The following is a 17,694-nucleotide window of genomic DNA, read 5'->3' as shown; positions in this document are numbered from 1 at the left end:
GTCGCATTACCAGACACAACATGACGAAACCAACCGAACCCCTGCCCCAGGCCGCCGCGCCTGCCGCATCCAGCCCCGGCGGGCCGCCCATTGCCGGCAGCCAGCCGTTGTGGCGCACCTTTCTGGTGTTCCTGGGCCCCATGGTGCTGGCCAACATCCTGCAATCGCTGTCGGGCACCATCAACAGCGTCTTCATCGGCCAGATGCTGGGCGTGCAGGCGCTGGCCGCCGTCGCGGCCTTCTTTCCGGTGATGTTCCTCTTCATCGCCTTCGTGATCGGCCTGGGCGCGGGCTCCTCGGTGCTGATCGGCCAGGCCTACGGCGCGCGCATGCATGACAAGCTGCGCGCGATTGCGGGCACGGCCATGTGCATAGGACTTCTGTTTGGCGCCATCGTGGCCCTGTTCGGCGGGCTGTTCACCGAGCCGCTGATGCGGTTGCTGGGCACGCCGCCCGACATCATGGAGCAGGCCACGCTGTACTCGCGCATCGTTCTGCTGGGCATGCCGGGGCTGTTCGTGTTCCTGCTGGCCACCTCGCTGCTGCGCGGTGTGGGCGATACGGTCTCGCCCATGCTGGCGCTGCTGATCTCCACGGGCACGGGCCTGGCCTGCACCCCGGCGCTGATCGCGGGCTGGGCCGGCCTGCCGCGCCTGGGCGTGGCCAGCGCAGGTGTATCCATGATCCTGGGCTTCACCCTGGCGCTGGCCTGGCTGGGCTGGCGGCTGCGCCGCATCGGCAGCCCGCTGGCGCCCAATGCCGCGCTGTGGAAAGCCATGCGCATTGACCGGACCCTGCTCAAGAGCATCCTGCGCGTGGGCATTCCCACGGGCGTGCAGATGATTGCCTCGTCCATGGCCGGGCTGGTCGTCGTGTCGCTGGTCAACGGCTTCGGCTCCAGCGCCACGGCCGCCTATGGCGCGGTCAACCAGATCAACTCGTTTGCGCAGTTCCCCGTGATCTCGGTCGCCATCACGGCCTCCATCCTCGGAGCCCAGGCCATCGGCGCGGGCCGCAGCGAGCGCCTGGGAGCCATCACGGCCACGGCCATCCGCATGAACCTGGCATTGGGCGCCGCCCTGGCCCTGATCGGCAGCCTGTTCGCACGGCCGCTGCTGGGCATGTTCATCACCGACGAGCAGGTGCTGGTGCTGGCCATCGAGCTGCTGTACATCGTGCTGTGGAGCGGCCTGCTGCTGGGCTGCTTCATCGCCCTGTCGTCCATCATGCGTGCCAGCGGCGATGTGGTCATTCCCACGGCCATCACCATCACGGTGCTCGCCGTGCTGGAGCTGCCCATGGCCTGGTGGCTGAGCCGCGGCTTCGGGCTGATGGGGATCTGGATGGCGCTTCCGCTGTCCTACACCCTGACGCTGTGCCTGCAGACCGCCTACTACAAGCTGGTCTGGAAGAAGCGCCCCATCCGCCGCATGGTGTAAGGCGTGCGCCATGCAAAACAGGCTTCCCGAGGGAAGCCTGTTTTTTTTGGAGTGGGCAAGGCGTCAGGCGTTCAGGTCCAGCACCACGCGCCCTTCGATCTTGCCTTCGTGCATGCGCGCAAAGATGTCGTTGATGTTCTCCAGCCGGTCTGTGGACACGGTGGCCTTGACCTTGCCCATGGCCGCGAAGTCCAGCGACTCCTGCAGGTCCAGCCGCGTGCCCACGATGGAGCCGCGCACCGTCACGCCGCTGAGCACCATGTTGAAGATGGGCAGCGGAAAGCTGCCTGGCGGCAGGCCGTTGAGCGACACCGTGCCGCCGCGCCGCACCATGCCCAGCGCCTGCTCGAAGGCCTTGGGCGATACCGCCGTCACCAGGGCGCCGTGTGCGCCGCCGATCTCCTTTTTCAGGTAGGCCGCAGGGTCCGTGGTCATGGCATTGACCGTGACCTGGGCGCCCAGGCGCCTGGCCAGCGCCAGCTTGTCGTCATCCACATCCACCGCCGCCACGTTCAGGCCCATGGCCTTGGCGTACTGCACGGCCATGTGGCCCAGGCCGCCGATGCCCGAGATCACCACCCAGTTGCCGGGCTTGGTGTCCGTGACCTTCAGGCCCTTGTAGACGGTGACGCCCGCGCACAGCACGGGTGCGATCTCGATCAGGTCCACGCTGCCGGGCAGCAGGCCCACGAAGTTGGCATCGGCCAGCGCGTACTGCGCAAAGCCGCCGTTGACGGAGTAGCCGGTGTTCTTTTGCTGCTCGCACAGCGTCTCCCAGCCGCCCAGGCAATGCTCGCAATGGCCGCAGGCCGTGTACAGCCAGGGAATGCCGACGCGGTCGCCCTCCTTCACATGGGTGACGCCCGCGCCCACGGCGGCCACATAGCCCACGCCTTCATGGCCTGGGATGAAAGGCGGATTGGGCTTGACGGGCCAGTCGCCCTGCGCCGCATGCAGGTCGGTATGGCAGACGCCGCAGGCCTCGATCTTCACCAGCACATGGCCGGGATCGGGCCTGGGCACCGGGACTTCCTCGATGGTGAGCGGCTTGCCAAACTCCCGCACCACGGCGGCCTTCATGGTCCTGTTCATTCGCGCCATCCTTTCTTTGCGTCAAAGTAGGTACAGCATTTCAGCGAAGCGACCTGAACGCCTTGATCAAAATCAGGCCTTGGACCATCAAGGACAAAAAAAGCGGGCAAGGAAAACCTTGCCCGCTTTTCAGGGATGCGAATGCAGGCCTTACACAGGCTGGCCCACCAGGTCGTGGCCCTGCGTGCCCACGATGCGCGCCTTGACGAAGTCACCCACCTTGTAGGTCTTGCTGGCCTTCTCGGGCGGCAGCAGGTGCACCAGGCCGTCGATCTCGGGCGCATCGGCATAGCTGCGGCCCACGCCACCCTTCTTGCCCAGGCCCACGGACTTGTCCACCAGCACCTGCATGGTCTGGCCCACGCGCTTTTGCAGGCGCGCAGTGGAAACCTCTTCGGCCACGGCCATGAAGCGCGCGCGGCGCTCCTCACGCACCTCCAGGGGCAGCATGCCGGGAATCTCGTTGGCGGCAGCGCCTTCGACCGGGCTGTAGGCAAAGCAGCCCGCGCGGTCTATCTGCGCCTCGCGCAGGAACTGCAGCAGGTGCTCGAACTCCTGTTCGGTCTCGCCGGGGAATCCCGCGATGAAGGTGGAGCGGATCACCAGGTCCGGGCAGATCTCGCGCCAGCGCTGCAGGCGCTCCAGGTTCCTCTCGCCGTTGGCGGGGCGCTTCATGCGCTTCAAGACATCGGGATGGCTGTGCTGGAAGGGCACGTCCAGATAGGGCAGCACGCGGCCCGTGGCCATGAACGGAATGATCTCGTCCACGCTGGGGTACGGGTAGACATAGTGCAGGCGCACCCAGGCGCCATAGGGCTCGGCGATCTCGGCCAGCGTCTGCACCAGTTCGAGCATACGCGTCTTCACCGGCTTGCCGTCCCAGAAGCCCGTGCGGTACTTCACGTCCACGCCATAGGCCGAGGTGTCCTGGCTGATCACCAGCAGTTCCTTGACGCCGCCCTCGAACAGCGCACGCGCCTCCTTGAGCACATCGCCCACCGGACGCGAAACCAGATCGCCGCGCATGGAGGGAATGATGCAGAAGGTGCAGCGGTGGTTGCAGCCCTCGGAAATCTTCAGGTAGGCGTAGTGCCTGGGCGTGAGCTTGATGCCCGCCTCGCCAAAGGCGCCCGGCACCAGGTCGATGAAGGGATCGTGCGGCTTGGGCAGATGGGTGTGGACGGCATTCATCACCTCCTGCGTGGCGTGCGGACCGGTCACGGCCAGCACGCTGGGATGCACTTCCTGGATCAGGTTGCCGCCATCCTTGCCCGCCTTGGCACCCAGGCAGCCCGTGACGATGACCTTGCCGTTCTCGGCCAGCGCCTCGCCAATGGTGTCCAGGCTCTCGCGCACGGCGTCATCGATGAAGCCGCAGGTGTTGACGATCACCAGGTCAGCGCCCTCGAAGGTCTTGGAGGTCTGGTAGCCCTCGGCGCTGAGCTGGGTAAGGATGAGTTCGGAGTCCGTGAGTGCCTTTGGGCACCCGAGGGACACGAAGCCCACGCGCGGAGCGGCCGCGCCGGCAGGGGTTGTCATGGTTGTTGCGTCGCTCGTGGGGGTCATAGGGGCGATATTGTCCCAGTTCTGCGAGAACTTGGTAAACCGCCCCTGAACTTATCCCTGCAAGCTCAGCTATTGCGCTTGATCCCGAGCGCACCCAGCATCTGCTCGGTCTGCTTTTGCATCTGGTCCTGCATCTGGGTGAACATGTTCTGCGACTGCTCCATGTAGCTGCTCATCATGTTCTGCATGGCGGGCGGCTGCATGCGCATGAACTGGCTCCAGGCCTCGGGCGAGGTGCCCTGGGCCTGCTCGGCCAGCTTGTTCTGGAAGTCGGTGAACATCTGCACGTTCTTTTCCAGGTAGGAGCCCATGTAGCCCTGCATGGCATGGCCGTAGAAACGGATGATGTTGGCCAGCACGGTCTCGGAGAACATGGGCGCGCCGCCGGCCTCTTCTTCCAGAATGATCTGCAGCAGGATGCTGCGCGTGAGGTCTTCGCCGCTCTTGGCGTCCTTGACCACCACGGGCTCGTTGCTCATCACCAGCTGCTTGACTTCCGTCAGCGTGATGTAGGAGGACGTGTTGGTGTCGTAGAGACGGCGGTTGGGGTATTTCTTGATCACGCGCTGGGCGCTGGGGGCGGCGGATGTTGTCGTCTCTTGCATTGCAATGCTTCTCCTCGTGTACGTGCTTGTACGGGCAATTGATCTATTGCACTGCAACAGATTCTAGGCAGCGTAAACAGCACCTGGCGCAGCAGTAACCCTGATGGTGATCAACGCATGCGGCAGAGCGAATGGCTGCCTTGCCGCCGTCCGGGCAAAAAAAATCCCGCTTGAAGCGGGATTTTCTGCAGCCCCTGGTGAGACTGCTTTGTTTGGTAGGCGCGATTGGACTCGAACCAACGACCCCCACCATGTCAAGGTGGTGCTCTAACCAGCTGAGCTACGCGCCTGTCGTTTGTTGAAGCCGCAAGTATAGCAGTGCAAAACAGGGCTTCCGGGCAAGTTGCGCAGTTTTTCCGATCACAGCACCCTGGCGCGTTCCAGCATGGCGTGCATCAGCACATTGCAGCCTGCGGTGATGTCGGCCGGCGTGGCGTCCTCGATCTCGTTGTGGCTGATGCCGTCCTTGCAGGGAATGAACACCATGCCGGCCGGTGCCAGCCGCGCCATGTAGACCGCATCATGCCCGGCGCCCGAGACGACGGGCATGTGCGAGTAGCCCAGGGCCTTGGCGGCGCGCGCCACCGCATCCACGCAGTCGGCATGGAAGGGTTGGGCGGGGTAGCTGGACACCAGGTTGATCGCTATGGGCAGGCCCGTCTCCCGGCTGATGCGGTCGGCCACGGCGCGGATGTCGGCGTCCATGGCTTCGCAGTCGGCATCGGTGGCGTTGCGCAGGTCGATGCTGAATTTGACCTGCCCCGGAATCACGTTGCGGCTGTTGGGATGGACCTGCACCATGCCCACGGTGCCGCGCCCATGGGGCGGATGGCGGTGGGCGCAGGCCACCACTTCCTGCATGAGCTGCGCGGCCGCCTGCAGCGCATCCTTGCGCAGGGCCATGGGCGTGGGGCCGGCATGGGCTTCCATGCCTGTGACCACGCAGTCATACCAGCGGATGCCCAGCACGCCGGTGACCACGCCAATGGTCCTGGCGTTGTCCTCCAGCACCGGGCCCTGCTCGATGTGGGACTCGAAGTAGGCGCCGATCGGGTGGTCGCCCGGTTCCTGGCTGCCCACATAGCCGATGCGCTCGAGCTCGCCCTTGACGGTCTTGCCTTCGGAGTCGGTGGCCGCATAGGCATGCTCCAGCGTGAAGGCCTTGGCGAACACGCCCGAGCCCATCATCACCGGCACGAAGCGCGAGCCTTCCTCGTTCGTCCAGAAGGCCACCTCGATGGGCGCTTCGGTCTCGATGCCGTGGTCGTTGAGCGTGCGCACCACCTCCAGCCCCGCCAGCACGCCGTAGTTGCCGTCGAACTTGCCGCCCGTGGGCTGGGTGTCGATGTGGCTGCCCGTCATGATGGGCGGCAGGCTGTTGTCGCGCCCGGGCCGGCGCATGAAGCCGTTGCCGATCTTGTCGATGGTCACCGTCATGCCCGCCTCGCGCGCCCAGCGGGTCACCAGATCACGGCCTTGGCGGTCCAGGTCGGTCAGCGTCAGGCGGCAGACGCCGCCCTTGGGCGTGGCGCCGATCTGCGCCAGCTCCATGAGTGAATCCCACAACCGGCTTCCGTTGACGCGCAGCTGCGCGATGTCCTGCTTCACTTGGGTATCTGTATCCATTGCGGTCTCCTTGTCATGCGGGCTTCAGCGCGCCACGGCCGTGGGCTGCAGCGTGGCGGCGCGGCGCTGCACCGCGTCGAAGTTGGGGCCGAAGGCCGGGCGCTTGATATAGCGCCCCTTGCCCATCTCGGCGCGCAGATCGCCCTTCGCATAGGCCACCACGCCCTGGCTGATGGTGTGGCTGGGCATGCCCTGCACGGTGCGGCCCTCGAAGATGTTGTAGTCACCCTTGGAATGCTGGGTCTTGACCGACAGGGTGTGCGTGGCGGCAGGGTCCCAGACGACCAGATCGGCATCGGCCCCCACGCCGACCAGGCCCTTGCGCGGATAGATGTTGAACAGCCGGGCGGTGTTGGCCGAGGTGATGGCCACGAATTCGCTGGGCGTCAGCCGGCCGGTGTTCACGCCCGCATCCCAGATCACGGCCAGGCGCTCTTCCACGCCGCCGGTGCCGTTGGGGATCTTGGCGAAGTTGTCCCGGCCCATGGCTTTCTGCGCGGCGCAGAAGGTGCAATGGTCGGTGGCCGTGGTGTGCAGCTGGCCCGACTGCAGGCCCTGCCACAAAGCCTCCTGGTGGCCCTTGGCGCGAAAGGGCGGGCTCATCACGTGGGCGGCGGCCTTGGCGAAGTCGGGGTCGCGGTACACGCTTTCGTCGATCACCAGATGGCCGGCCAGCACCTCGCCATACACACGCTGGCCGCGCGCACGGGCAGCGGCAATGGCCTGCGCCGCCTCGGTGCAGCTGACGTGCACCACGTAGATGGGCACGCCCAGCACGCCGGCGATGGCGATGGCGCGGTTGGCCGCCTCGGCCTCCACCATGGGCGGGCGGGCCAGCGGATGGCCCTCGGGCCCGGTGATGCCCATCTTGGCCACTTCCTGCTGCAGCAGGTAGACCAGCTCGCCGTTTTCGGCATGCACCGTGGGCATGGCGCCCAGCTCCAGCGCGCGCTTGAAGCTGTTCACCAGGGTTTCGTCGTCGCACATGATGGCGTTCTTGTAGGCCATGAAGTGCTTGAAGCTGTTGATGCCCTCCTCGCGCACCAGCGTGCCCATGTCGGCATGGACGCTGTCGCTCCACCAGGTGACGGCCACGTGGAAGGAGTAGTCGGCCGCAGCCTTCTCGGCCCAGCCGCGCCATTTGCGGTAGGCGTCCAGCAGCGGCTCCTGCGGATCGGGAATGACGAAGTCGATGATGCTGGTGGTGCCACCGGCCAGCGCCGCCGCCGTGCCGGTGTAGAAGTCATCGGCCGTGACCGTGCCCATGAAGGGCAGTTGCATGTGGGTGTGCGGATCGATGCCGCCGGGCATGACGAACTGCCCCGAGGCATCGATCACCTGCGCCCCGCCCGGCACCAGGGCCGCCACATCCGGCCCCACGGCCGCAATCGCCCCATCGACACACAGCACATCGGCCTTCTCCTGCCGGTCTGCATTCACCACCGTGCCGCCACGCACCCATACCGAACCCTGTGATTGACCCATAGCTTCATGCCTCCTGTTGGTTGGTCCGGCCTATGCCTTGCTCAGCGCGGGAGCACCCTTGGTCACCTGGCCTGCCATGCCGATGCGGTAGACCACGCCGGCAATGAACAGGCCGATGAACCATGCGTAGTCATAGGCATGCTTGAAGAAATCACCCACGTTCGGGAATGCAGCGGGGAACGCCGCGTGCAGGAAGCCGGGCAGGTTGGGCGCCACGCCCAGGGCGAAGGCCGCCACGGCCACCCAGTTCCAGCCGTTGGAGTAGCGGTAGGCGCCCTCTTCCCTGTACAGGTCTTCCACCACCAGCTGCTTTTTGCGCACCAGGAAGTAGTCCACCATCAGAATGCCCGCGATCGGCCCCAGCAGGGCCGAGTAGCCGATCAGCCAGGTGAAGATGTAGCCCTCGGTCGATTCCAGGATCTTCCAGGGCATCATCACGATGGCAATGGCCACCGTCATGTAGCCGCCCACGCGGTAGCTGATCTTCTTGGGCGCCAGGGCGGAGAAGTCATAGGCCGGCCCCACCAGGTTGGCCGCCAGGTTCACGCTCACGGTGTCGATCAGCAGCACGATCAGCGCGATCAGCACGGCCGCCCCCGTCATGCGGCTGGCGACATCCACGGGGTCCCACAGGGCCTTGCCGTAGATCACCACGGTGCCCGATGTCACCACCACCGCCAGCATGGCCAGCAGCCCCATGGGCACGGGCAGGCCGATGGCCTGGCCCACGACCTGGTCCTTCTGCGACTTGGCAAAGCGCGTGAAGTCCGGAATGTTCAGCGCCAGCGTGGCCCAGAAGCCCACCATGGCCGTCAGCGACGGCCAGAACACCGACATGAACTGGCCCGCCTTGGAGCCGCCCGGCGCGTACTGCGAAGGCTGCTCCATGATGGGACCGAAGCCGCCGGCCTTCTGGTAGACCCATCCCAGCAGCACGAAGCAGATCAGGATCTTGAGCGGCGCAGTCCAGGTCTCCAGCTTGCGGATGGACTCGATGCCATGCACCACGAAGTAGAACTGGATCGCCCAGAACACCAGAAAGCACACCAGCTGCCCCACATTGATGCCCAGGCCCGCGATCTTCTCGCCTTCCAGCGGATGGCCCAGCAGCACGCCCAGCAGGGTGTAGATCATCATGCCGCCGAACCAGGTCTGGATGCCGTACCAGCCACAGGCCACCAGGGCGCGCAGCAGGGCGGGCAGCTTGGCCCCGTGGGTGCCGAATGAGGCTCGGGCCAGCACAGCGAAAGGAATGCCGTACCTGGCCCCGGCATGGCCGATGAGCAGCATGGGAATCAGCACGATGAGATTGCCCAGGAACACCGTCATCACCGCCTGCGACCACGACATTCCGTTCGTGATCATGCTGGCGGCCAGCGTGTACGCCGGAATGCACATCACCATGCCTATCCACAAGGCGGCGAAGTGGTACCAGGTCCAGGTTCGCTGGCTAGGCAGCGTGGGTGCGAGATCGTGGTTCCACAGGCTGCCTGCGGACTCACCGGAATGCGGGGCATGCGACATTGCGAAGCTCCTTCTCGAAGAGAGAAATCACCAATCCATTGCTGATCCAGGGTCTGACCTTTTCCATCAAGCGCATTTCGTGCCAGGTCGGCCCGGATGCGGGCCGTGCGCCGACCTGCCGCAATGCCCCCTCTAGCCCTGCGCCGTCACGGCCTGGCGCATGGGGTTGTTCGGATGCGTGGTCCAGTTCGCATACTCCCCGGTGACCGTCTGGCCGGTGCGGGGGTCCACCTCGCCCGGCTGCAGGCTGCGCATGGTGATGCACTCGGGCACGGGGCAGATGGACACGCACAGGTTGCAGCCCACGCATTCGGTGTCATCCACCTCGAACCGGCGCACACCGCCCTCCTTGCTGAAGGTGATGGCCTGGTGGGAGGTGTCCTCGCAGGCCACGTGGCAGCGCCCGCACTGGATGCAGCTGTCCTGGTTGATGACGGCCTTTTCGATGTGGTTGAGGTTGAGGTCCTTCCAGTCCCTGACCGTGGGCACGGCCCGGCCCTGGAAGTCCTCGATGCGCGCAAAGCCGTGCGCGTCCATGTAGTTGGACAGCCCGTCGCACATGTCCTGCACGATGCGAAAGCCGTAGACCATGGCCGCCGTGCACACCTGGACATTGCCGCATCCCAGCGCAATGTATTCGGCCGCGTCCTTCCAGGTGGTGATGCCCCCGATCCCCGATATGGGCAGGCCCGCCGTCTGCGGATCGCGCGCGATCTCGGCCACCATGTTCTGGGCGATGGGTTTCACGGCCGGGCCGCAGTAGCCGCCGTGCGAGCCCTGGCCGTCGGTGCTGGGGTGCATGACCAGGGTGTCCAGATTCACGCCCATCAGCGAGTTGATGGTGTTGATCAGGGACACCGCATCCGCGCCGCCGGCCTTGGCCGCACGCGCGGGAAAGCGCACGTCGGTGATGTTGGGCGTGAGCTTCACGATCACGGGCAGCCGGCTGTACTGCTTGCACCACTGCGTGACCATCTGGATGTACTCGGGCACCTGGCCCACGGCCGCGCCCATGCCGCGCTCGCTCATGCCGTGCGGGCAGCCGAAGTTCAGCTCCAGCCCGTCGGCGCCGGTGTCCTCCACCATGGGCAGGATGCGCTTCCAGCTTTCCTCCACGCAGGGCACCATCAGCGAGGCGATCAGCGCGCGGTCAGGCCAGGCCTTCTTCACGCGGGTCATCTCCTCCAGGTTGGTGCGCAGCGGCCGGTCGGTGATCAGCTCGATGTTGTTCAGGCCCATCACGCGCCGGTCCTGCGCCATGAGGGTGGAGTAGCGCGGCCCGTTCACGTTGACCACATGCGGGTCCTCGCCCAGCGTCTTCCACACCACGCCGCCCCAGCCGGCCTCGAATGCGCGGGTGACGTTGATCTCCTTGTCCGTGGGCGGTGCCGAGGCCAGCCAGAACGGATTGGGGCTGGAAATGCCCAGAAAGCGGCTGCTGATGTCTGCCATGTCGATGCTCCTTGAAAAGCGCGGGCACAGCCGCTCAAACCCCGGCCGCCACGGCGCTGGTCAGCGCCTGGTGCATGGCCCGCGCGGCGACCTTGCCGTGCTCCACCGCCTGCACGGTCAGGTCCTGGCCGCCGGCGCGGCAGTCGCCGCCGGCCCACACGCGCGGCACGCTGGTGCGGCCTTCGTCGTCGGTGTCGATGCGGCCGTCACGCAGGGCAATGGCCGCGCCCGCCGGCGTGGCGACATAGGTCTGGCCAATGGCCTTGAGCACCATGTCGGCCGGCACGTCGAACACCTCCTGCGTCACCTGCAGCCTGTCGCCCTCCATGCGGGTGCTGGCCATGCGCACGCCGCAGACCTTGCCGTCCTGCACCAGGATCTCCTGGGGCGCGGCCCACAGCCGCAGGTTGACGCCATGGGTCTGTGCCCATTCCTGCTCCACCCAGGAGGCGGACAGCGCATCCTTGCCCCGGCGGTAGAACATGGTGACCTCGTCGGCGCCCAGCAGCCTGGCCTGCACGGATGCATCCACCGCCGTCATGCCGCCGCCGATCACCACCACGCGCCGGCCCACCGGCACCGTGGATTTGTCGGCCGCCTGGCGGATGTCGGCAATGAAGTCCACCGCATTGCGCAAGCCTTCGGCCTGCGGCTCGGCCGTGCCCAGCGCATTGACGCCCGCCAGGCCCAGGCCGAGGAATACGGCGTCATGCTCTGCCAGCAGCGAATCCAGCGTGAAATCTCGCCCCAGCCGCTGGTTGTTGCGCGGCGTGATACCGCCCACGGACAGCAGCCAGTCGATTTCCTTCTGCGCAAAATCGCCCGGGGTCTTGTAGCTGGCCAGGCCGTATTCATTGAGCCCGCCCAGTTTGGGCCGGGCATCGAACAGCACCACCTCATGGCCCTGCAGCGCCAGCTGATGGGCGCAGGTCAGGCCGGCAGGCCCTGCCCCGACCACAGCCACCTTGCGGCCCGTGGCGGCGGCACGCTGGAACAGCGGTGCACCACCGGAGGCCATGAAGGCATCGGTCGCATAGCGTTGCAGTGCACCAATTTCGACCGGCTTGTCTTCCTGGGTGTTGCGCACGCAGGCCTGCTCGCACAGCTGCTCCGTGGGACAGACGCGGGAGCACATGCCGCCCAGCGGGTTGGCCGTCAGGATCTCGCGCGCCGCGCCACGGACGTTGTCCTGGGCAATGCGGGCAATGAAGGCCGGCACATCGATGCTGGTGGGGCAGGCCGTGGTGCAGGGCGCGTCATAGCAGTAGTAGCAGCGCTCGGCCTCGATCAAGGCCTGGGAACGGTTCAGCGCGGGATGGGCGTCGGAGAAATTGGCCGCGTAATCGGCCAGGTTCAGTCGGCCGGCGGCAATGCCGCAGGCGCGTTGCGCGGGGCTATCCATGGTGCATCCTCCAGAGTCAGGATTGAGGGCGTGAAAAGGGCCGCGGCATGCAGGTGCACGCCGAGCCATCTCGGACAACGCAAGGCGGGCCGCAGGAAGGACTCCTGAACGGCCCCGGATCCAACAACACAGTCTTCGGAGGTTTCATCGTGGTCCTCGCATGTGTAAGTGACGCCTCTTGTCGGGCGCACTGGGGGTGGAACGGAATTTACGCGGGTGAAAAAATTTACCAATCAGTAAAATCACCCAGAAAGTCGTCAGCAAGAAAGATGCCAGACAATCGCACCAAAATGGCGCCACTTATCCCGACTTACCATCTGCGCAATGGCAACCCTTTCTGACAATGCGCCCCCTTCCCTGGCGCGATCGGCCACGCGCAAACCCACGGCCGCACGGCTGCGCAAGGAACTGAACATCCTGCAGACGGCCGAGCTTCACTTTGCGCAATACGGCCTCGAAGGCGCATCGCTGGAACTGATCGCGCACGACGCCGGTCTGAGCCGCCACAACCTGCTGTACTACTTCGCCAGCAAGGAGGAGCTGTACCTGCGCGTGCTGGGCGACGTGCTGACGCAGTGGCTCGCCGGCATGTCCGACCTGCTGCGGGGCGACGACCCTGCGGAGGCCTTGCGCATCTACATCCGGGCCAAGCTGCAGTCCTCGCGCGAACGGCCCCATGGCTCCCGTGTCTTCACGCGCGAAGTGATGGCCGGTGCGCCCCGCTTCGGGCAGGCCATAGCGAGCCAGGTGGGCCCGGCGCTGGCAGCAGACGTGCAGGCCTTCGAGCGCTGGGTGGCGCAGGGCAAGATTGCCCGCGTGGATTTCACCCACCTGATGTTCATCCTCTGGTCCGTGACCCAGGCCTATGCCGACCAGCAGGCCCAGTTCGCGCTGCTGCTGGGCCGGTCGGAACTGACCGCCGACGACTACGACACGGCGGCCGATCTGATCTACCGGCTGGTAATCCGTGGCCTGCAGCCGGATACCGCGGCTCTCGCACAATGAGCGCATGAATCACAGCATCCGCCTGAGACCCCTGGAGCGCGAAGATCTGCGCTCCGTGCATCTGCTCAACAACAATGCCGCCATCATGCGCTACTGGTTCGAGGAGCCTTACGAGACCTTCGACGAGCTTTCCGCGCTCTACGACGCCCACGTGCACGACCAGACCGAGCGCCGCTTCATCGTCGAGCACCAGGGCGATCGCGCCGGTCTCGTCGAGCTGGTGGAGATCGACCTGATCCACCGGCGCGCCGAGTTCCAGATCATCATCGCCCCCGAGCAGCAAGGCCAGGGCATCGCAGCCCAGGCAACGCGGCTGGCGCTGGACTATGGCTTCAAGACGCTCAACCTGCACAAGATCTTTCTCCATGTGGACCAGGAGAACGAGAAGGCCATCCACATCTACGCGCGCATAGGCTTCGTGCAGGAAGGCGTGCTGATCGACGAGTTCTTCGCCAACGGCCAGTACCGCAACGCCATCCGCATGTACCTGCTGCAAAACGATTACCTGCAGGCACAGGCCGGCATCGGCACCTGAGCGCGGACCTTCATCCTTTCGGCGACCTCTTCCTGGCTGCCGCCTCGTTGAGGGCGGCTGCCTCGCGCACCAAGTCCTTGAACGCTTGCGCATCGATCTCCTCGCCCTCGCGGATATCGATGGCACGGCGCACCTTGCCTTCAAGGCTGGCGTTGAACAGGTGCTGCGGGTCGGCCAGCGATGCGCCTTTGGGAAAGGTGAGCTTCACGGCCGATTGGTAGGCCTCGCCCGTGCACAGAATGCCGCTGCACTACCAGACCGGCACCGACCATTTCCACTCTTCCGCCACGTCCGGAAGCGCTTGCACGATGAGCCGGCGCACATGCGCCAGCACCTCGCCGCGCCAGCCGCCCAGCTCGGCAATGCGCTGGTTGATCAATACGCAGGCCGACGCGGCCGCCTCGGGCGAAACTGTCTTGATCATCCATGTCTCCCAAAGTGATGCATGTTCGATCACAAGACAGGCCAAGGCAAGACCACAGGGAGAACGCACAAACAAAAAAGCCTTCTGAGTGATCAGAAGGCTTTTTGCATTCCATCTGGCAATGGAAAATTGGTAGGCGCGATTGGACTCGAACCAACGACCCCCACCATGTCAAGGTGGTGCTCTAACCAGCTGAGCTACGCGCCTGTGTTTGTTCGAGAAAGCGATTCTAGCACGGCTTTTTCAGCGTCCAGGCAAAAATGCCTGAACATGCTCAACGCCGCCGCGCCGAACGCACGCCCGCCACGGCGGCCACGATGCCCAGCACCTTGCTCAGGCGACCCGAATCGGCCACCTCCACGGTGAAGGTCATCCAGGCCGTTCCCTTGACGGACTGGGTCTGCACGCCAATGACATTGGTCTTTTCGCGCGCAAAGACTTCCGAGATATCGCGCAGCAGGCCCTGCCGGTCCGCCGCCTCCACGGACACATCGACCGGGTAGACGGCCGAGGCCACGGTGGCCGCCTTGGGCTGACCCCAGGCCACATCGATCACGCGCTCGGAATTGCGCGCCGCCATCTCGCGGAAGTTGGAGCAGTCGGAGCGGTGCACGCTCACGCCCTTGCCGCGCGTGACGAAGCCCCGGATGTCGTCCGGCGGCGCAGGCTTGCAGCACTTGGCCAGCTGGGTCATCAGCGAGTCCACGCCAACGACCAGCACGCCGCCCTTGGGCGAGTCCGTGCCGCGCGCCTTGCGCACCGGGGAGAATTCCTCGACTTCTTCCTCCGCCTCGGCCGGTCGCAGCACGGTCTCGATGTTGCGCAGCGAGTATTCATCCTTGCCGACGACTTCGAACAAGGCATCGGCCGATTTGAAGCCGAGCTGAACGGCCAGCTCCTCCAGCTTGACGGCCGTCTTGCCCTCGCGCTGCAGCAGTTTCTCGACCGCCTCGCGGCCGCGCGCCACGGTCTCGTGCGTGGCCTGGGCATTGAACCAGGCACGCACCTTGGCCTTGGCACGGTTGCTGGTCAGGTAGCCCAGGTCGGCGTTGAGCCAGTCGCGCGAGGGGCGGCCTTCCTTGACCGTGGTGATCTCCACGGTCTGGCCGTTTTGCAGCGGTGTGTTCAGCGGCACCATGGCGCCATCCACGCGCGCGCCACGGCAGCGGTGGCCCAGGCTGGTGTGCACCGAGTAGGCAAAGTCCACGGGCGTTGCGCCCTGCGGCAGTTCGATGACGGCCGCGTCGGGCGTGAGCACGTAGATGCGGTCCTCGAACAGGCCGCGATGGTGTGCGCCCGCCAGGTCGCTGCCCCAGGCCAGCAGCTGGCGCAGCACGGCGATCTTGGCGTCGTACTCGCTGCTGGCGGTGACGCCCGCATAGCCCTTGGTGCCCGCCTCCTTGTAGGCCCAGTGGGCCGCCACGCCGTGCTCGGCATGGTCGTGCATGGCCTGGGTGCGGATCTGGATCTCGATGGCACGGCCCGTCTCGTCGCGCACCACGGTGTGCAGCGACTGGTAGCCGTTGGGCTTGGGCTTGGCGATGTAGTCGTCGAATTCCGCCTCGATGGGCGTGAACTGCTCATGCACCCAGGACAGGGTGGCGTAGCAGTCCTTGATCGTGGGCACGACGACACGCATGGCGCGGATGTCGAAGACCTGGTCGAAGTTCAGCGACTTGCCGCGCATCTTCTTGACGATGCTGTAGATGTGCTTGGGCCGGCCCTGCACCGTTGCGCTGATGCTGTGCGCGCGCAGGTCGGCCTCCAGCCGTGCCCGCATCTGCTCCATGTAGGCTTCGCGCTCCACGCGCTTTTCATCGAGCAGGCGGGCCACTTCGCGGTAGGTCTCGGGCTCCAGGAAGCGCAGGGACAGATCCTCCAGCTCCCACTTGATCTGCCAGATGCCCAGGCGGTTGGCCAGCGGCGCGAACACCGTCAGCGCCTCGCGCGCAATGCCGGGAGAGACCGGGCGCTTGCTGGCCGCGTAGTAGCGCAACGTCTGCAGGCGCGAGGCCAGCCGCAGCAGCACGACACGCAGATCGCGCGAGAAGCCCAGCAGCATCTTGCGCACGTTCTCGGTCTGCGTGGCCTCATCGTCCAGATACTGGCCGCCCAGCTCGGCACCGCGCGCCTGCTGCTGCACGCGCATGAGCTTGTTGGTTTCCACGGCCAGGGTGGCGAAGTTCTCGCCAAAGGCCTTGGCGATCACTTCCTGCGGGCGATTCAGGTGCACGCTGGCATGCACCAGATAGATCGCCGCCTGCATCGTTTCGGAACCACCGATGGTCTTGAGGATGGCGGCCACCGCATCGGCATGGGCCATCGTGTTCTCGCCGGACTCCATGGTCTCGGTGGCGATCAGCGGCTCGGCAAAGCTGCGCGCGCGGGCCAGCGCGTTGACCTGTTCGGGCAGGGTCTGCGACGTGGCCGTGATCAGGTGCGGCAGCACCGCCGGCACCTGGCCCTGCGCGGCTGCGGCGGGCGAAGGCGCCTGCACGGCGGCCTCGCTGCTGGCGGTCTTCATTCGTCACTCTCCCTGGCCTGCTCGGCAAGATTCATGGTGCTTGGCAAGCGCTCTTCTCCCCATAAGAACCGGCACAGCAAGGCCACCTGCCCTGCTGCGACGAAGGTGGGCGCATGCCCCACCCCTTCAAATTCCACGCAATGCGCCTTCGGGCCGCGCTGCGCCATGGCCTGCGCCGTGGCCGCAGTCAGCAGATCGGACTGCGCACCACGAACTAGCAAGACGCGTGCCTTGATCTGGTCATACAACTGCCACAGCAGCGCTTCGCCGGCCTGGGCCATCTCGGGCGTCATCTGCTGCATGGGCACTGCAATCTGCGGGTCGTAATGCAAGACAAGGCCGCCATCGGCGGCCGGGCGCATCATAGGTCGCGTCAATCGCAACCATTGCCCTTCGCTATGTGGGCCGAAGCCTTCGGAAATCAAGAGCAGCGCATGGGCTGCCTGTTCAAGATTTTCAAAATGCACGCCCTTGCCCAGGTACTGCCCTATGCGCTCCAGGGCAGACCACTCGATGACAGGCCCCACATCGTTGAGCACCAGCCTGCGGATGGGCACCGGCAATGGCAGGCCCGGCTGGCCCGCAAGCGCCATGCCGATCAGCCCGCCCATGCTGGTGCCCACCCAATCCAATTGTTCGACAGGCGCCTGCGCATGCACCTGGGCCAGCAAGGCCAGCATGTCGGCTGCGTAAAGAGGCACCTGGTAGGCGGCCGGATCCTGCAGCCAGTCGCTTTCGCCACGCCCGACCACGTCGGGGCAGATCACGCGGGCGCGTTCGCTGAGCCGCTCGGCCAGCACGTCGAAGTCACGCCCCTGGCGCGACAGGCCGTGCACGCAGACCACGACATGGGGATGGTTCGGATCGCCGGTGCGATTCCATTCCCAATAGGCCATGCGGTGCGACGCATTATCTTGAGCAGCCGGGCTGGCAGTACGGCTCCAGGGTGAGGCACGCCCGGCAACTGCCGGGCAGGATACGTAGTTCAGCGTAGGATGATTCATGGAAACGCATT

General features: G+C 65.6%; 13 protein-coding genes, 2 tRNA genes and 1 pseudogene. 3 read left to right on the top strand and 13 right to left on the bottom strand.

Annotated features, from left to right (window positions below; genetic code table 11):
• Positions 1-20: 20 nt before the first annotated feature.
• Positions 21-1,439: an MATE family efflux transporter gene (locus DACI_RS14385; RefSeq protein ID WP_012204717.1), complete on the top strand. Its 1,419-nt coding sequence runs from the start codon at positions 21-23 to the stop codon at positions 1,437-1,439.
• A 63-nt stretch (positions 1,440-1,502) separates the two neighbouring features.
• Here the strand turns inward: DACI_RS14385 and adhP are convergent, their stop codons facing one another.
• From adhP to DACI_RS14340, 9 genes are all read right to left on the bottom strand, one after another.
• Positions 1,503-2,531: an alcohol dehydrogenase AdhP gene (adhP, locus tag DACI_RS14380; protein WP_012204716.1), complete on the bottom strand. Its 1,029-nt coding sequence runs from the start codon at positions 2,529-2,531 to the stop codon at positions 1,503-1,505.
• A gap of 150 nt (positions 2,532-2,681) precedes the next feature.
• Complete coding sequence (gene rimO / locus DACI_RS14375; protein ID WP_016453016.1) at positions 2,682-4,070, bottom strand: 30S ribosomal protein S12 methylthiotransferase RimO; 1,389 nt, start codon at positions 4,068-4,070, stop codon at positions 2,682-2,684.
• A 92-nt stretch (positions 4,071-4,162) separates the two neighbouring features.
• Positions 4,163-4,702 carry a polyhydroxyalkanoate synthesis repressor PhaR gene (phaR, locus tag DACI_RS14370; protein WP_012204714.1) on the bottom strand — a complete coding sequence of 180 codons (540 nt, stop codon included), beginning with the start codon at positions 4,700-4,702 and terminating at the stop codon, positions 4,163-4,165.
• A 213-nt stretch (positions 4,703-4,915) separates the two neighbouring features.
• Positions 4,916-4,992, bottom strand: a tRNA-Val gene (locus tag DACI_RS14365).
• Positions 4,993-5,062: 70 nt separating this feature from the next.
• A complete protein-coding gene (locus tag DACI_RS14360; protein ID WP_012204713.1) occupies positions 5,063-6,328 on the bottom strand; it encodes a Zn-dependent hydrolase in 1,266 nt (421 codons plus the stop codon).
• A 24-nt stretch (positions 6,329-6,352) separates the two neighbouring features.
• On the bottom strand, positions 6,353-7,813 hold the full coding sequence (gene hydA / locus DACI_RS14355) for a dihydropyrimidinase (RefSeq protein WP_012204712.1): 1,461 nt from the start codon (positions 7,811-7,813) through the stop codon (positions 6,353-6,355).
• 30 nt (positions 7,814-7,843) lie between these two features.
• Positions 7,844-9,337 (bottom strand): NCS1 family nucleobase:cation symporter-1, encoded by a 1,494-nt coding sequence (locus DACI_RS14350; protein WP_012204711.1) that lies wholly within the window; start codon positions 9,335-9,337, stop codon positions 7,844-7,846.
• Between the two features lie 132 nt (positions 9,338-9,469).
• The gene (gene preA / locus DACI_RS14345) at positions 9,470-10,789 is read right to left on the bottom strand and encodes an NAD-dependent dihydropyrimidine dehydrogenase subunit PreA (protein ID WP_012204710.1); all 1,320 of its coding nucleotides are present in this window, start codon (positions 10,787-10,789) and stop codon (positions 9,470-9,472) included.
• 34 nt (positions 10,790-10,823) lie between these two features.
• Positions 10,824-12,191, bottom strand: a complete 1,368-nt coding sequence (locus DACI_RS14340; RefSeq protein WP_012204709.1) for an NAD(P)-dependent oxidoreductase — start codon at positions 12,189-12,191, stop codon at positions 10,824-10,826.
• A gap of 324 nt (positions 12,192-12,515) precedes the next feature.
• On the opposite strand from DACI_RS14340, the gene DACI_RS14335 reads away from it, so the two are divergent.
• A complete protein-coding gene (locus DACI_RS14335) occupies positions 12,516-13,196 on the top strand; it encodes a TetR/AcrR family transcriptional regulator (protein ID WP_012204708.1) in 681 nt (226 codons plus the stop codon).
• A 4-nt stretch (positions 13,197-13,200) separates the two neighbouring features.
• Positions 13,201-13,731: a spermidine N1-acetyltransferase gene (gene speG / locus DACI_RS14330; RefSeq protein ID WP_012204707.1), complete on the top strand. Its 531-nt coding sequence runs from the start codon at positions 13,201-13,203 to the stop codon at positions 13,729-13,731.
• Positions 13,732-13,741: 10 nt separating this feature from the next.
• Here speG and DACI_RS14325 read toward each other — a convergent pair.
• From DACI_RS14325 to DACI_RS14310, 4 genes and pseudogenes are all read right to left on the bottom strand, one after another.
• Positions 13,742-14,155, bottom strand: a pseudogene (locus DACI_RS14325) (DUF1801 domain-containing protein).
• A gap of 130 nt (positions 14,156-14,285) precedes the next feature.
• Positions 14,286-14,362, bottom strand: a tRNA-Val gene (locus DACI_RS14320).
• 67 nt (positions 14,363-14,429) lie between these two features.
• Positions 14,430-16,679 carry a RelA/SpoT family protein gene (locus tag DACI_RS14315; RefSeq protein ID WP_012204704.1) on the bottom strand — a complete coding sequence of 750 codons (2,250 nt, stop codon included), beginning with the start codon at positions 16,677-16,679 and terminating at the stop codon, positions 14,430-14,432.
• Positions 16,676-17,683 carry an alpha/beta fold hydrolase gene (locus DACI_RS14310; protein ID WP_012204703.1) on the bottom strand — a complete coding sequence of 336 codons (1,008 nt, stop codon included), beginning with the start codon at positions 17,681-17,683 and terminating at the stop codon, positions 16,676-16,678. The genes DACI_RS14315 and DACI_RS14310 overlap by 4 nt, the downstream gene beginning before the upstream one ends.
• Between the last annotated feature and the right edge of the window lie 11 nt (positions 17,684-17,694).

Source organism: Delftia acidovorans SPH-1 (genome assembly GCF_000018665.1).
GTDB classification, from domain to species: Bacteria; Pseudomonadota; Gammaproteobacteria; order Burkholderiales; family Burkholderiaceae_C; genus Comamonas; species Comamonas acidovorans.
Note: the sequence above shows the minus strand (reverse complement) of the source record. Positions and strands in the feature narration are given on the sequence as shown.

Excerpts from the sequence above, each read along its gene's own strand:
- DACI_RS14315 (WP_012204704.1), bottom strand. The coding sequence starts at position 16,679 with ATGAAGACCGCCAGCAGCGAGGCCGCCGTGCAGGCGCCTTCGCCCGCC.
- DACI_RS14340 (WP_012204709.1), bottom strand. The coding sequence starts at position 12,191 with ATGGATAGCCCCGCGCAACGCGCCTGCGGCATTGCCGCCGGCCGACTG.
- speG (WP_012204707.1), top strand. The coding sequence starts at position 13,201 with ATGAATCACAGCATCCGCCTGAGACCCCTGGAGCGCGAAGATCTGCGC.
- DACI_RS14350 (WP_012204711.1), bottom strand. The coding sequence starts at position 9,337 with ATGTCGCATGCCCCGCATTCCGGTGAGTCCGCAGGCAGCCTGTGGAAC.
- DACI_RS14385 (WP_012204717.1), top strand. The coding sequence starts at position 21 with ATGACGAAACCAACCGAACCCCTGCCCCAGGCCGCCGCGCCTGCCGCA.
- phaR (WP_012204714.1), bottom strand. The coding sequence starts at position 4,702 with ATGCAAGAGACGACAACATCCGCCGCCCCCAGCGCCCAGCGCGTGATC.
- preA (WP_012204710.1), bottom strand. The coding sequence starts at position 10,789 with ATGGCAGACATCAGCAGCCGCTTTCTGGGCATTTCCAGCCCCAATCCG.
- DACI_RS14360 (WP_012204713.1), bottom strand. The coding sequence starts at position 6,328 with ATGGATACAGATACCCAAGTGAAGCAGGACATCGCGCAGCTGCGCGTC.
- adhP (WP_012204716.1), bottom strand. The coding sequence starts at position 2,531 with ATGAACAGGACCATGAAGGCCGCCGTGGTGCGGGAGTTTGGCAAGCCG.
- DACI_RS14310 (WP_012204703.1), bottom strand. The coding sequence starts at position 17,683 with ATGAATCATCCTACGCTGAACTACGTATCCTGCCCGGCAGTTGCCGGG.
- hydA (WP_012204712.1), bottom strand. The coding sequence starts at position 7,813 with ATGGGTCAATCACAGGGTTCGGTATGGGTGCGTGGCGGCACGGTGGTG.
- rimO (WP_016453016.1), bottom strand. The coding sequence starts at position 4,070 with ATGACAACCCCTGCCGGCGCGGCCGCTCCGCGCGTGGGCTTCGTGTCC.
- DACI_RS14335 (WP_012204708.1), top strand. The coding sequence starts at position 12,516 with ATGGCAACCCTTTCTGACAATGCGCCCCCTTCCCTGGCGCGATCGGCC.